A 13,246-nucleotide genomic window follows, 5' to 3' on the forward strand; every position below is an offset into this window, starting at 1 on the left:
GCGACTCTCACTCTTGAATGGCCAGCGCCGGCGCAGGCGCTGGACGACGCTTGTGGAACAGCCGCTCCAGTTGCAGGTAAATGACCGGTGTCGTAAACAGCGTCAGCATCTGGCTGACCAACAGACCGCCGACCACCGCGATACCCAAGGGTTGGCGCAGCTCTGCACCAACGCCGAAGCCCAGCATCAGTGGCAGCGCGCCCAGCAACGCCGCCAGGGTCGTCATGATGATGGGCCGGAAGCGTGTCACGCAGGCCTCGTATATCGCCTCCTGAGGCGTCAGCCCTTGCTCGCGTTGAGCTTGCAGTGCGAAGTCGACCAGCAGAATCCCGTTCTTCTTGACGATGCCGATCAGCAACACCACCCCGATCAAGGCCATGATCGAGAAGTCCTGGCCCATCATCCACAGCAACAACAATGCGCCAATGCCGGCAGAGGGCAGTGTGGAGATGATGGTCAGCGGATGCACGAAGCTTTCGTACAGCACGCCCAGAATGATGTAGACAGCCACCAATGCGGCCAGAATCAGCCACGGCTGGTTGGCCAGGGAACTCTGGAACGCCTGTGCCGCGCCCTGGAAACTGCCGATGATCGAGGCCGGCATGCCGATCTCGGCTTTGGCCTCGTCCAGCATGCGCACCGCATCGCCGAGGGCAACCCCGGAGGCCAGGTTGAACGACAGGTTGGCTGCGGGAAACATGCCGTCGTGGCTGATCGACAAGGGGCCCATTTGCGGCGCGCCCACCTTGGCCAATGCCGACAACGGCACCATTTCGTTGGTCAGGGGCGAGCGCAGGTAGAAATACGCCAGGCTTTCGGCCTTGCCGCGCTGTTGGGCGTCGAGTTCCAGGATCACTTTGTACTGGTTGACCTCGGTCTGGTACTCGCTGATCTGGCGCTGGCCGAACGCGTCATACAGGGCTTGATCCACGTCTGCCGTGGTCAACCCGAAGCGGGCCGCTGCGCTGCGATCAATGTCGATATGCGTCACGCTGCCGCCCAATTGCAGGTCGTTGGACAGGTCACGGAAGGCCGGGTTTTCACGCAGCTTTTCGGTCAGGCGCTGGGTCCAGGTGTTGAGTAACGGCCCGTCGTTGCTCTTGAGTACGTACTGGTACTGGCTGCGGCTGGGGCCGGAACTGAGGTTGATATCTTGACCGGCGCGCAGGTACAGGACGATGCCCGGCACTTTGGCCAGTTTGGGGCGCAGGCGGTCGATGAATTCGCTGACCGACACATCGCGTTCGGATCGCGGCTTGAGCGAAATCCAGAATCGGCCATTGGCGATGGTCTGGTTGCTGCCCGACACGCCGACCGAATGGGAGAACGCCAGTACGGCGGGGTCGGCACCGACGATCTTCGCCAGCGCCAAGTGTTTTTCCACCATGTCCGGGTAGGAGATGTCGGCAGCCGCCTCCGTGGTGCCCAGCGCGAACGCAGTATCTTGAACCGGGAAGAACCCTTTGGGGATGACGATGTAGCCCGCCACCGCAAGGCCGAGCGTCAGGCCGAAGATGCCAAGCATGATGCGTTGATGCGCCAGCGCCTTACGCAGCCCTCTTTCGTAGGTGGCCAGCAAGCGCTCGCCGAAACCCGGTCGCGAATGCTGGGCGTGAGAAGGCGCACGCATGAACAGCGCTGCAAGGGTCGGGGCGAGGGTCAACGACACCACCACCGAAATCAGAATGGTCGCCGTGGCGGTCAGTGCGAACTCTTTGAAAAGTCGCCCGACCACGCCGCCCATGAACAGCAGGGGGATGAAGGCTGCAATCAGCGAGAAACTGATCGACACCACCGTGAAACCGATTTCCCCTGCGCCTTTGATGGCCGCTTCGCGCATCCCTTCTCCGGCCTCAAGGTGTCGATGGATGTTCTCGACCACCACAATGGCATCGTCCACCACAAAGCCCACCGCGACCACGATCGCCACCAGCGTCAGGTTATTCAGGCTGAAGCCGAGCAGGTACATCACAGCGAAGCTGGCAATCAGCGACACCCCCAGCACGGCGCTGACGATCAGCGTCGCTGACAGTTGGCGCAGGAACAGCGCCATGACCGCGACCACCAATAGCACGGCAATCAGCAGGGTCAGTTCCACTTCATGCAGCGAGGCACGGATGGTGCGGGTCCGGTCGTTGAGCACCGACACATCGACAGCGGCGGGGAGCATTTCCTGTAAGCGCGGCAACTCGCGCTGGATGCGGTCCACGGTTTCGACAATGTTGGCGCCGGGCTGGCGAAAGATGGCGATGTTCACGCCTTGCTGGTCACCGGACCAGGCTTTCACGTAGGCGTTTTCCGAACCGTTGACGACCCGCGCCACATCGCTGAGGTGCACAGGTGCGCCATCCTTGTAGGAAACGATCAGCTTTGCGTAATCCTGCGGCTTGAACAACTGATCGTTGGACGACAGCGTCGAGATGCTGTCTTTGCCATACAACGCGCCCTTGGCCAGATTGAGGCTGGTTTGTTGCACGGCCTGGCGAATGTCGGCCAGCGTCAGGCCCAACGCAGCCAGTTTCTCGGGAGCGGCCTGCACGCGGATTGCCGGACGCTGCTGGCCTGTGATGAACACCTGCCCGACGCCTTCGACCTGACTGAGTTGCCGCGCCAGAATGGTTTCGGTGACATCGCTCAGTTCAGTGCCCGGCATCAGGCTGGAACTGACGCTGAGGATCAATACCGGGCTGTCGGCTGGGTTGACCTTGCGCCAGGTCGGCAAGTTGGGCATGTCGGCGGGCAAACGTCCGGCAGCGGTGTTGATCGCGGCCTGGACTTCCTGCGCAGCCGTGTCGATGCTTTTGTTAAGGGTGAATTGCAGGGTCAGGTTGGTCGATCCCAAGGCGCTGCTGGACGTCATTTGCGTCATGCCCGGTATGGCGCTGAACTGCACTTCAAGGGGCGTGGCGACAGAGGAGGCCATTGTTTCCGGGCTCGCCCCCGGCAGTTGGGCGCTGACCTGGATAGTGGGAAATTCCGCCTCCGGCAACGGTGCGACGGGCAGGCGCGGAAAGGCAATGACGCCCAGCAACACCAGGGCAAACGTCAGCAGCAACGTGGCGACCGGGTGACCGATACACCAGGCCGATACGGAGCCTCTGCCATTCATAGCGGGCGCTCCACCTGAGCTGTGCGGTCGTCTTCGGCGTGTCCGTTCACCACTTCGATCGACGTCCCGGGCCTCAGGCGCGACTGACCGTCACTGACCAGGACATCGCCTGCCTGTGGCCCGCTGATAAGGATCTGATCGCTGTCCTGATAAAGCACTTTGACCGGCACTGTCTCGACCTTCTTGTCGGCAGTGACCCGGTAGACGAAATGCTGGTCCAGGCCGCGCTGTACCACCTGCGGGGCGACCGTGAGCGAGTCCCGCTCGATACCGGTCAGGATTTTCACCGTGACCAGTTGCCCCGGCCACAACCGCTCGCCGGGGTTTTTGAACTGCGCCTTGGCGCGAATCGTCCCGGTGGCAGCCGATACCTGATTGTCGATCAATGACAGTGTGCCTTCGCCTAGCAGCAGACCGTTGGCTGCGCTGTCACCCTGATAGGCTTTGACCACCGCGCCAGTACTGCCGGCGATCAGCTGTTGAAGGGTAGGCAGCATCTGTTGCGGCAGCGAGAACTCCACTGAGATCGGATCGATCTGGGTGACGGAAAACAGCCCGGCGGCGTCCGTCACGCGCATGAAGTTGCCCTCATCGACATTGCGAATGCCGACCCGGCCGCTCACCGGCGAGCGAATCTGAGTATGAGAAAGCTGGACCTGTGCGGCATTGATGCTCGCCTCGTTGCCCTGCGCCGTTGCGCTCAGTTGTCGGACCAGGGCCTGCTGCTGGTCGTAGGTCTGTTTGGAGATGCCGTTGTCTTCGGTGAGCTGGCGATAGCGTTTGAGGTCGAGCCGGGCAACGTCCAGTTGAGCCTTGCTCTGGGCCAGTTGTGCCCGGGCCTGCTCCAGCGAAGCACGGATCGAACGGTCATCCAGCGTCGCCAGTAACTCTCCGGCCTTGACCTGCTGGCCTTCCTTGACCAGCACTTTGGTCAGCACCCCGTCTACCTGAGGTCGGATCACCACGCTCTGCAGCGACAGCACCGAACCGATACCGGTCACGAAACGTGGTACATCTGCGGCCTGCACGGTCACTACCTTGACCGGCACTGGCACAGGCGCGCGTTTCGGCGCACTCGCAGGGCGCATGAGGCTCCAGCTGACAATCCCTACGAGGGCTGCAAGGATCAAGACAGCAGTGACAGCGACGGTCGGTTTACGCATGCGGAGAAGACGCCGGAAGAGTCAGAGTGAAGGCAACAGGTTTCATGACTCCTTATAGCGTGCAAACACGGTCAGCAGAGTGACTTTCAGCTGTCAGGATTGTCAGGAAGCGTCGATCAAGAAATCCCGTACCGGGACGATATAACGGTAGAGGGGGATGACGTATTGGATAATGAGCGAGTCCTAGGACAATTCCTACCACTTCCTGACGTCGCTTCCTAATAACAGATTCCCCCTCGACTTAACGGTTATTAAGCGTTCATCAGTGGGGTGTGGCATGAGCAGTAATACGTCAGTCGGCAATAGCGTTCTGCATGTTTTGGCCACGCCTTCCAGAGTGGCAGCGGCCGTGTTTATTCCACTCTTAATGATCTCGACACTGTCGCTGGCGCGAGACGGTGTGTTGAGTTTTCATGGAAGTGTCGTTAATGCGAGTTGTGAAGTATCGACGTCCACATCGATGTCCTCTGGACAGTCATTAACCGTTGCGCCGGGTGTCGTGATTCAGATCACTGCACTGAAAGATGCCTGTGGCGGTGAAACAACGCCTTTCGTCGCCAACTATCGAGCATTGTCATCGTCACCCGCTTCACTGACAGCCGAACGTACGATCATCACTGCACGTTCCGGTGTCGTCACACTCACGTATCAATAACGTCTCTCATTTATCTTCTTTTCTTTCATTATCCGTCGCATCTGCCGGTGCGTCGGGTTATTGTCCGACAATACAGTATTGTGCCCACCTTCCTTTCCCAACACGTCAGCGCTCCATCAGCAGGCATTTGGTTGACGTATCCACTTGGTTAATGTCTGAATCCCCCTAAAAACGTGGCTTGTAAGGCAATTCCGGTTATTCCTACAGATGCATCCTGCGTCGCGTGTGGTCGTGTCCGTACCGTTAAAGTAATCACACTGACATCGGTTAAAAAGCGCCGGACCTATAGTGCTGCCGTCCGAGTATGGGCACACACGAAATAACACAAGGAAGGTCGTTAGCATGAAAAAGCTTTCTCTGACATTGGCAGTCTTGGGCGCAATCAACCTCGGCATGGCGCAAACCGCCAATGCCGCAAACAACGGCAAACTGGTCTTCAACGGAACACTGACCAATATCTCTTGCGATGTCGGGCCAGGGACCGGTGTCAGCGCCGGCACCAACCCAGGTGAGATTAATGTGGATCTTGGAAACGTTTCCTTTTCAGACATCGGTCTTTCCACCGAGACTCGCTATGAAACGGCGACGCCTATTCAGCTGCTGGTCAACTGCAGTGCAGGCGCTGATCAGTACAACATGGTGAAGATGCGCTTCACTGCTCGTAACGGCAGCGGGCTGGACAATAACGACTCCAAACTACTGCGCACGACAGGCGCCGCCGATGGCGTCGGTATCGGTCTGTTGAATGCTTCCAGTGTTCTGATGGACCTGAGCGGCAGCGAGACAATCGACACCACACTCGTCAAAGACAGTACCGAGGGTGCTACGGCGGAAATCAACTTTGGCGCGGTGTACGTGCTCAATGGTACGCCCACCAATCCAGGCAATGCCGACGGCTTCATGCCGTTCGTGATGGATTACGAGTAACGGCCTGGCAGGGCGGGTTTGACTCGCCCTGCCTCAAGCCTGACCAGAGGCGAGCATTCATTATGCGTTTCGACTTTTTACGTTGCATTGCATTTGTCGCGATGGGGCTTGGCGTGCCGCCCGTTCAGGCGGGCATCGTGCTGAACACCACGCGTGTCATTTATCAGGGAGCCGACAAGGAGGCCAGTCTTGGGGTCCAGAACAGCGGAAGCGGTGAGATTCTGTTGCAGTCATGGCTTGAGGCACCGGACGCCGCAACCCCTGACACTGCGCAGAAAAAGACTGGCCTGCCTTTTATCGTGACTCCCGCCCTGGCCCGAATGTCAGGCGGCGGCAGACAATTGCTACGCATCATTCATTCGGGCACCGGCCTGCCCGCCGACCGGGAGTCAGTGCTCTGGCTCAATGTTCAGGAGATACCGCAGACCGCCGCAGAGAACACCTTGCAGATCGCGATTCGGCAACGGATCAAAGTCTTCTTTCGACCGCAGGGGCTTGAGGGTGATGCGTTGCAAGCACCCGAAAAGCTGCGCTGGACCTGGGGCGGCGGTGATGTGTTGAACGTCGAGAACCCCGGCCCATACCACGTTTCAATGCTCCGGGTTTCGGCCCGCCAGAGCGGCACTGAACGGGTCAGTCTGGACCGCCAGATGCTCGCACCGCACCAGCGTCTGAGCCTTCCCTTGCTGCGCAAAGGCAATGCCGGACCCCTGGAATTGAGCTTTCTGAGTATCAATGACTTTGGCGGTCAGGTGCCTTATCAGGCCCGCTTGAATGAGGGTGTGGCCGTCTACGCAAGCAAGGCTTCCACTCGATAGCGTTGTTTCCCCGAAATCCGTTTATGAAAGGCAGCCATCGAATGCGTCCCCAAGGGCCCGGTCACGACGAAGGTCCAGTCGCCGTGTGCCCGCGCGGAGCATGCGAGGTGTGCGATATAACCGAAGTAGAGTGAAGATCGCTAATGGAATGGCATAAAAAAGATAATAAAGGCGTCATTGCACGACACGTTCGCCCGCATGCGGGGCGTGGGTCAACGCGTCATGCAGTTCGCATGTACTGGCGTTATCCGGTGGGTTTCAGTCTGGTGCTGACTTTTTCCGGCACTGTGTTTTCGGCACCCTCAAGTGATGCCGGTACAGCGGGCTCGGTTAGATTCAATACCGCTTTTATCCAGGGCAGTGATCAGCCGCCCGACCTCAAAGAGTTTTTGCGCGCCAACAGCATCCTGCCGGGGACCTATCGAGTCGATATCTTCGTCAACCGTGTCCTGAGTGGCCGACGCGATATCGAATTTTCGAAGAACCGCCGCTCCGGGCTGATCGAGCCTTGCCTGACGGTGGAGATACTGCAGAATCTGGGCCTGGACCCTGCGCGTTTACCGGCGATGGGAGCGCAGGATGCGTGTTTCGATCTGCCGACGGCCGTTGAGTTTGCCCGTGTCGACTACAACCCCAACGCATTGCGGCTGACCATCAGTGTTCCCCAGGCCGTGATGGCGCGCAGTGCCAGAGGCTATGTGTCGCCGCAATTATGGGATGAAGGGGAAACGGCGGCCTTCGTCAATTACGCGTTCAACGGCTCCAGACGGCGCAACCGTGAGATCGACAACGATCACTATTATCTGGGGCTGCGCAACGGTCTGAATCTGGGCGCCTGGCGGCTGCGCAATGAGTCTTCACTGGTCAGCGGCACCGATCGGTCATGGCGATTTCGCAGCAATCGAACCTTCGCTCAGCGCGACATCACTGCGTTGAAAAGCCAGTTGACGCTGGGTGAGACGTACACCGATTCGCAGGTGTTCGACAGTATCAGGTTCCGAGGGGCCACCCTGGCTTCCGATGACGCCATGCTGCCTGACAGTGAGCGCACCTACACCCCTGTCATTCGTGGCACTGCCGAAACCAACGCCACCGTCGAAGTTCGCCAGAACGGCTTTCTGCTCTACAGCGGCACGGTTTCTCCGGGTCCTTTCGAACTATCCGACATCTACCCCAGCGGCTCGAACGGCGATCTTTCAGTCACTGTCATCGAAGCTGACGGGCGTCAGCGTACGTTCGTTCAAGCCTACGCCTCTTTACCGATCATGGTTCCGGCCGGAGCCCTGCGCTACAGCGTGGCGGCAGGCCGGGTCGACAGTGAAGGGCAGAGCGCGCCGACGTTCACCAGTGCCGCGCTGATCTACGGGCTCACCGAACAGGTCACCGGGTTCGGTGGCCTGCAGCTTGCCGACACCTATCAGGCTGCGAATGTGGGGGCGGGGGTCAATACCGGTCTGGGCGCCGTCTCGCTGGATGTGACCCATTCTGTCAGCCGACAGGATGAGCAAGCGCTTGCAGGGCAAAGTGTGAGGGTTCGTTACGCCAATACGCTGAATGTTACTCATACCACCCTGGCCGTGGCAGGTTATCGGTATTCCACCGAGCGATACCGCACGCTTGCTCAGCATGTAAGCGAGACGGATAACGTCGCGGGGATGCTGGCAGGCACGTTTTCAGGCGGGCAGCCTAAGGACCGGATCGAAGTCAACGTCACACAGGTGCTGCCTGCCCGTAGCGCGTCCCTGAGCCTGACTGCCTCTGAACAGCGTTACTGGAATCTGCCCGGCAAGACCCGTCAACTGTATTTGTCTTACAACGCGGCTTGGCACTCGGTGAACTACAGCCTCTCCATCGAGCGCAACGAAACCTTCGGGCGAACGGGTGAAGCGACACCCGACAATCGTATCGCGCTCAGCGTAACGGTCCCGCTGGGCTCAAGCTCTGGCGCCTCGCGGCTGTCCTTCAATGGCATACGTGACAGCAGCGGCCAATACACCTTGCAGGCAGGCCTCAATGGACAGGTGCTGGATGACCGAGACACGTTCTATTCGGTACAAAGCGGACACGACAGCAGCTCCGTAAGCTTCGGCGCCGCCAAGATCAACACCACAACCCCCTACGGACGTTTTGAAGCGGGCTACAGCCAGGGCCGCGACTATGACGCGGCGACCCTTGCCGCCGCCGGATCATGGGTGGCGCACGCGGGCGGCCTCAATCCGGGACAGTCTTTGGGCGAGACGTTCGCGCTGGTGCATGTGCCCGACGTCAGCGGGGCGCGGCTGAAATCATTCAGCAATGTGGCGACCGCAGGCAATGGCTATGCGGTGTTGCCGTATGCGCAGCCTTATCGCACCAACTGGGTCAGCCTGGACACGCGACAACTGGGCGCTGACATCGACCTCGACGGCGCGATCACCCAGATCGTGCCGAGGCGTGGGGCCATCCCGCTGGTGCGCTTTGCTGCGGCGGTCGGCAGGCGCGTGCAGTTCGAACTGGTGCGTGCCGATGGCAGCGCAATACCCTTGGGGGCCAGTGTTCAAGACCGCCAGGGCAGGGCGCTTGCAGTGGTGGATCCCAACAGTCAGGCGTTGGTACTCAGTGAGCGCGACACCGGAGTTTTGCAGGTGCGTTGGTCCGATCAGCGATGTGAGGCGCCGTTCACTCTGCCACCCAAGGATCCGGCACGAGCTTACGAACAGCTCAGGGTGATCTGCCGATGATCAGGGTGATGGGCTGGCAGAGCGCCGTGATGCTTGGGCTGCTACTTGTGGTCAGTGCTCAGGCTCAGGGTGCGCTTTCGCTGGCGGGGACGCGGCTGATTTTCGATGGACAATACCGAGAAGCCAGCCTTGAGGTACGTAACCGGGGTGGCAGCGACGTGCTGGTTCAGGCCTGGCTCAGCGATCCCGGTGATGATGACGCTACACCTTTGCCACAACGTCGGCCCGTGCCCTTTGTGGTCACTCCGCCGTTGTCCCGCCTGACAGGGGGGGCAAGACAAATCGTTCGGGTGTTGTATCAGGGGGCAGGGATGGCAAGCGATCGTGAATCGCTGCTGCATTTGTACGTGCTTGAAGTCCCCCAACGCCGGACGGGTGTTCGTCAGGTCAACATCGCCCTGCGTAGACGCATCAACCTGTTCTATCGGCCGGTCGGGTTGGCAGGCGATCCGGCTGACACCGCCGGGCAATTGGTCTGGTCGATAGCTGCGGATGTGCGTGGGAACATGATGCTGCATGTCAGCAATCCGACGGTTTATCACGCGGCGCTTGAAACCCTCGTTCTGGACGGTGAGCCGATCAGTGACGACGCGTTGCTGCCCCCGGGAGGTCAGCTCGACTTTCGATTACCCGCCAGCAAGCGGCTACTCACTGAACAGCGCCTGAAGTTCAGGGCGCTGACCGACTATGGCGGCCAGCGCAGCTTCTGCACGCGTTTGAACGGGCAGGCGTCTTCAAGCGCTGACCTGTTGGATAACACTTCCCCTCAGGATGAATGCTGATATGAAAGATGGAGCTCTACGACGCGGGTTGCGATCCGTTGCGCTGTTGATACTGTTGACCCCGACGCCGGTTTTTGCGCTTGTCTGCAAGGCCCAGGGAACCGGCGAAACTGTTATTAGGGGACAGATGAGCAGTTCCGTCGCGATACCTGCATCGGTGGCAGACAGCGAGGTGGTATGGCGTTCCGAGCCGCTGGACATTCGGGTCGATTGTTTCAAGAACGGCCAGCAGGCACTTCAGGAAGAGGTCTTCGTCTATCTGAACCCCGACAATCTCATGATCGGGCAAGGCATTCGTGCCGGCCTTGCGCTTAACGGTGTCGATTACGTGCAAAGCGGCGGGCGTATCGCCACCGGTCAGTATGTGCCGGCCTGCCATGAGGGCGATGCGAATATCGATCAGTGTCCCAAGACCAGTTTCAACCTGCGGTTTTCTGTTTTCATTCAGAAATTCGGCCAGACGCCGCCTTCCGGGGTCGCCAGCACGCTGCTCGACTATCGCTTCTTTCAGCTTGATGGCGCGGGGCAGCAACCGATACCGGGCCGCAGCCTGGGCTATATGATCGACAACCTGACCGGCCTGCGTTTCGTAGCCTGCGACGCCGAACTGCAAGTGGTGCCGGAAACGGTAGAGTTCGGCGAACTTCCCATCCAGAAAGTCGCTGTTGGCAGGGTGTTCGCCACGCAGCCGTTTTCACTGGTCGCCAGTCGCGCCTGCGATTCGCCTTTCAGTATCAATGCCCGTTTTCGACCGGTGGGCGGTAGCGTCTCAGGCGCTGGAGATTTACTGATTCCTGCTACCAACGCTTCGGTGGGCATCCGTATCGCGAGTGCGGTGAACGGCAATGCGTTGCGCTACAACGAACCGTTCCATCTGGCCGAACTGCTGGGCGAAACCCATGCCTCTCAGGCGGACTTCAATGCCGAGCTGGTGTGGAATACCACGCGGCCCAACGTTGGCCCTTTCGATGCCGAGGTGATGGTGGATTTGTTCTATAAGTAATGGCGACGGGAGGCTCGGGCGGGCGGCCGATGATTGCTGTATGCTGCGCGACCGCGGGCGTTTGCCCGGCCATTTCGACTTTCTGGTGCCATCATGACCACCCCTGAACAACCTTCTGTTCAAGAAGCCGCAACCGACTCCGTAGACACCACCGATAAGAAGGCTGCGATTGCACCGTTCAGCTTTCCGTTCAAACCGTCGGAGTTTGCGCAGGCCAAGAAAGACAAGGATCAGGCCTGGTATCAGAAATCGAACACGTCCGGGCACCACAAAACGCCGGGTGTCGCACCGTCAGGCACCCGCCGCTCGATGGGCAAGCGCTGAGCTGGTTGTCTCGCGCTAACCGTTTCAGGCCGCCTGCAGCGGTATGAACAGGTAGGAAACGGGTTCACGAATCGTGACCTCGGCACCTGCGGCCTGAAGCGTGTCGATGACCGTCTGTCCGGCCACGTGAAACTCCCAATCTGCCGCTCCATACCCATCGGTCCCGCTGTCGGCAAGCTGCTCGATGGCTGCGGCGAAGGCGGCCATGTCGGGCAGATAAGCCACAAAACCATTGCCTTTGAGGGCGGTGGTACGAATGCCAAGCGTCTGGCAGATCGATTGTTTGGCTTTGATCTCGTCCCGGTCGGCCTGGCGAGACTGTTCGATCAGCGCCATCAATTGCGTGTCTACCAGTTTGTTGCCGACGATCAGGTCCGGGCCTTGCTCCCATGACTCTGGCGGACAACCCTTGGTTTCGGGGCGCAACGGAATGTGGGGGTTGATCTCCATTGGGTAAATGCGGCACACCAATGGACGGCGCTCATAGATGCGGCAGAGGTTCTCTTCGTCAAGATTCCGGCAGCGGCCTACGTTGTAAGCCGCGAACGTAATGGCGACGTACGCTGTGGTTTGCCCGCAGTTGACCTCGGTCGAACGGCGTGTCGCGTGGGTCAATTGGGCTTCGGGTACGCCATAACCGTTACTGAGAAACGCCTCGGTCAGGACAATCACCGTACCGCCGTCCGCCGCCCACTGCGCGGCCTCGTCAAGGGTGAGCGGAACATGGTGATCGGTGCAGCAACCGCCGCAGCCTGTGCAGGAAAACTGGGTGTTCATCGTGTCGGTAGGCCCGTGCGTGACTGATGCCGGTCGTGACAGAAATTCAGTGGTCGACCGGCTGGTCACGTACAGGAAGCAAGTTGTGCGCCACTGCGCTATTTGGCGCCAGCGGCGTCGATGCTGTCCCACTCGGTCACACTGGCCTGCCTGCTTTTGCGGTTGTAGAGACACAGCTCGGTGCCAGTGCGATTGTTCATGTGTTTTTGCGGGTAACGTCCACGCAGCAACAAGGCGCTGTAGCCAACCCGGTCATCGAATTGAGCGCTGGTTCCTGCGGCAGTCGTCCCCTTGAGCTGACTGGCCTTGAGGCAGCCAGCGAGCATCGCTTTGTCCAGTTCGTTCCAGGCCTGCGGGCTGGATGCGTTGGCCTGACCTGCGAGCAATGCCAGCCCTGCCAGCATCAGCATCTTGAGAAGTGTTTTCATGTCGATCTCCGTAATCGATGTTTCAGGAGCAACGTTACGGCGCGAATTATGACAGGTCAGCTTGCAGTCACAGGCGAGCGACTGACGTAGGACATGTCTGATTTTTCATAAAGACACCGGGCGATCAGGTTGTTTTCCATGACGTTCAAATCGACCGTGCGTTCACCATGCTGACGCAGGTGGGCAAACAGATGGTTGAGCAGGGCTTTACCGATTCCTCGTTGCCGGTAGTCGTCACGAACCGCCAGATCCTTGATGAAGGCGCTGGTCCAGCAGGAGATAAAGCCGACAGCATCCGCATTGACCATTGCCAGAAAGCACAGCGATCGGTCGAATTCGGGATTGCGTTCAAAGGCTGTCAGCCAGGCAGGGTACTCCGGCACGCTACCCTCTGCGTTCCGATAAGCCTCGGTCAGCAGGTCGTGTGCCGCCGGGGCCAGATGCGCGGCAAAGGGCACAACGGTGACACCGATTGGCCTCTGTGCTTGAGGGATGAACCCGCCCAAATCCCTACGCATCAACCAGAAGTGACTGGGCGAT

At 59.5% G+C, this 13,246-nt stretch carries 12 protein-coding genes; 7 read left to right on the plus strand and 5 right to left on the minus strand.

Annotation, left to right across the window (positions count from 1 at the left end):
* Positions 1 to 7: 7 nt before the first annotated feature.
* Both ALP40_RS13720 and ALP40_RS13725 read right to left on the minus strand, forming a co-directional pair.
* On the minus strand, positions 8 to 3,109 hold the full coding sequence (locus ALP40_RS13720; RefSeq protein WP_122208799.1) for a multidrug efflux RND transporter permease subunit: 3,102 nt from the start codon (positions 3,107 to 3,109) through the stop codon (positions 8 to 10).
* Complete coding sequence (locus ALP40_RS13725; protein ID WP_122208800.1) at positions 3,106 to 4,272, minus strand: efflux RND transporter periplasmic adaptor subunit; 1,167 nt, start codon at positions 4,270 to 4,272, stop codon at positions 3,106 to 3,108. The genes ALP40_RS13720 and ALP40_RS13725 overlap by 4 nt, the downstream gene beginning before the upstream one ends.
* A 277-nt stretch (positions 4,273 to 4,549) precedes the next feature.
* Between ALP40_RS13725 and ALP40_RS25400 the strand changes: the two genes are divergently transcribed.
* From ALP40_RS25400 to ALP40_RS13755, 7 genes are all read left to right on the plus strand, one after another.
* On the plus strand, positions 4,550 to 4,927 hold the full coding sequence (locus ALP40_RS25400; protein WP_147478322.1) for a hypothetical protein: 378 nt from the start codon (positions 4,550 to 4,552) through the stop codon (positions 4,925 to 4,927).
* 342 nt (positions 4,928 to 5,269) lie between these two features.
* Complete coding sequence (locus tag ALP40_RS13730; RefSeq protein ID WP_122208801.1) at positions 5,270 to 5,854, plus strand: fimbrial protein; 585 nt, start codon at positions 5,270 to 5,272, stop codon at positions 5,852 to 5,854.
* Between the two features lie 62 nt (positions 5,855 to 5,916).
* Positions 5,917 to 6,672 (plus strand): molecular chaperone, encoded by a 756-nt coding sequence (locus ALP40_RS13735; RefSeq protein ID WP_122208802.1) that lies wholly within the window; start codon positions 5,917 to 5,919, stop codon positions 6,670 to 6,672.
* Positions 6,673 to 6,905: 233 nt separating this feature from the next.
* A complete protein-coding gene (locus ALP40_RS13740) occupies positions 6,906 to 9,392 on the plus strand; it encodes a fimbria/pilus outer membrane usher protein (protein ID WP_409077526.1) in 2,487 nt (828 codons plus the stop codon).
* Positions 9,389 to 10,174 (plus strand): molecular chaperone, encoded by a 786-nt coding sequence (locus ALP40_RS13745; protein ID WP_122208804.1) that lies wholly within the window; start codon positions 9,389 to 9,391, stop codon positions 10,172 to 10,174. Before ALP40_RS13740 ends, ALP40_RS13745 begins: the two co-directional genes overlap by 4 nt.
* A 1-nt stretch (position 10,175) precedes the next feature.
* Positions 10,176 to 11,177, plus strand: coding sequence for a fimbrial protein (locus ALP40_RS13750; protein ID WP_122208805.1), 1,002 nt, complete (start codon positions 10,176 to 10,178; stop codon positions 11,175 to 11,177).
* A gap of 93 nt (positions 11,178 to 11,270) precedes the next feature.
* Positions 11,271 to 11,501 carry a hypothetical protein gene (locus ALP40_RS13755; RefSeq protein ID WP_122208806.1) on the plus strand — a complete coding sequence of 77 codons (231 nt, stop codon included), beginning with the start codon at positions 11,271 to 11,273 and terminating at the stop codon, positions 11,499 to 11,501.
* 24 nt (positions 11,502 to 11,525) lie between these two features.
* On the opposite strand, the gene ALP40_RS13760 is transcribed toward ALP40_RS13755, so the two are convergent.
* From ALP40_RS13760 to ALP40_RS13770, 3 genes are all read right to left on the minus strand, one after another.
* A complete protein-coding gene (locus ALP40_RS13760; RefSeq protein ID WP_122208807.1) occupies positions 11,526 to 12,278 on the minus strand; it encodes a YkgJ family cysteine cluster protein in 753 nt (250 codons plus the stop codon).
* 98 nt (positions 12,279 to 12,376) lie between these two features.
* The gene (locus ALP40_RS13765; protein WP_122208808.1) at positions 12,377 to 12,706 is read right to left on the minus strand and encodes a hypothetical protein; all 330 of its coding nucleotides are present in this window, start codon (positions 12,704 to 12,706) and stop codon (positions 12,377 to 12,379) included.
* A 56-nt stretch (positions 12,707 to 12,762) separates the two neighbouring features.
* The gene (locus ALP40_RS13770) at positions 12,763 to 13,224 is read right to left on the minus strand and encodes a GNAT family N-acetyltransferase (protein ID WP_122208809.1); all 462 of its coding nucleotides are present in this window, start codon (positions 13,222 to 13,224) and stop codon (positions 12,763 to 12,765) included.
* Between the last annotated feature and the right edge of the window lie 22 nt (positions 13,225 to 13,246).

Origin of the sequence: Pseudomonas viridiflava, assembly GCF_003702045.1 — a bacterium.
GTDB lineage: Bacteria > Pseudomonadota > Gammaproteobacteria > Pseudomonadales > Pseudomonadaceae > Aquipseudomonas > Aquipseudomonas viridiflava_C.

Bases quoted from the DNA above. Each gene is read 5' to 3' on its own strand.
- ALP40_RS13720 (WP_122208799.1), bottom strand. From the start codon at position 3,109: ATGAATGGCAGAGGCTCCGTATCGGCCTGGTGTATCGGTCACCCGGTC.
- ALP40_RS13725 (WP_122208800.1), bottom strand. From the start codon at position 4,272: ATGCGTAAACCGACCGTCGCTGTCACTGCTGTCTTGATCCTTGCAGCC.
- ALP40_RS25400 (WP_147478322.1), top strand. From the start codon at position 4,550: ATGAGCAGTAATACGTCAGTCGGCAATAGCGTTCTGCATGTTTTGGCC.
- ALP40_RS13730 (WP_122208801.1), top strand. From the start codon at position 5,270: ATGAAAAAGCTTTCTCTGACATTGGCAGTCTTGGGCGCAATCAACCTC.
- ALP40_RS13735 (WP_122208802.1), top strand. From the start codon at position 5,917: ATGCGTTTCGACTTTTTACGTTGCATTGCATTTGTCGCGATGGGGCTT.
- ALP40_RS13740 (WP_409077526.1), top strand. From the start codon at position 6,906: ATGTACTGGCGTTATCCGGTGGGTTTCAGTCTGGTGCTGACTTTTTCC.
- ALP40_RS13745 (WP_122208804.1), top strand. From the start codon at position 9,389: ATGATCAGGGTGATGGGCTGGCAGAGCGCCGTGATGCTTGGGCTGCTA.
- ALP40_RS13750 (WP_122208805.1), top strand. From the start codon at position 10,176: ATGAAAGATGGAGCTCTACGACGCGGGTTGCGATCCGTTGCGCTGTTG.
- ALP40_RS13755 (WP_122208806.1), top strand. From the start codon at position 11,271: ATGACCACCCCTGAACAACCTTCTGTTCAAGAAGCCGCAACCGACTCC.
- ALP40_RS13760 (WP_122208807.1), bottom strand. From the start codon at position 12,278: ATGAACACCCAGTTTTCCTGCACAGGCTGCGGCGGTTGCTGCACCGAT.
- ALP40_RS13765 (WP_122208808.1), bottom strand. From the start codon at position 12,706: ATGAAAACACTTCTCAAGATGCTGATGCTGGCAGGGCTGGCATTGCTC.
- ALP40_RS13770 (WP_122208809.1), bottom strand. From the start codon at position 13,224: ATGCGTAGGGATTTGGGCGGGTTCATCCCTCAAGCACAGAGGCCAATC.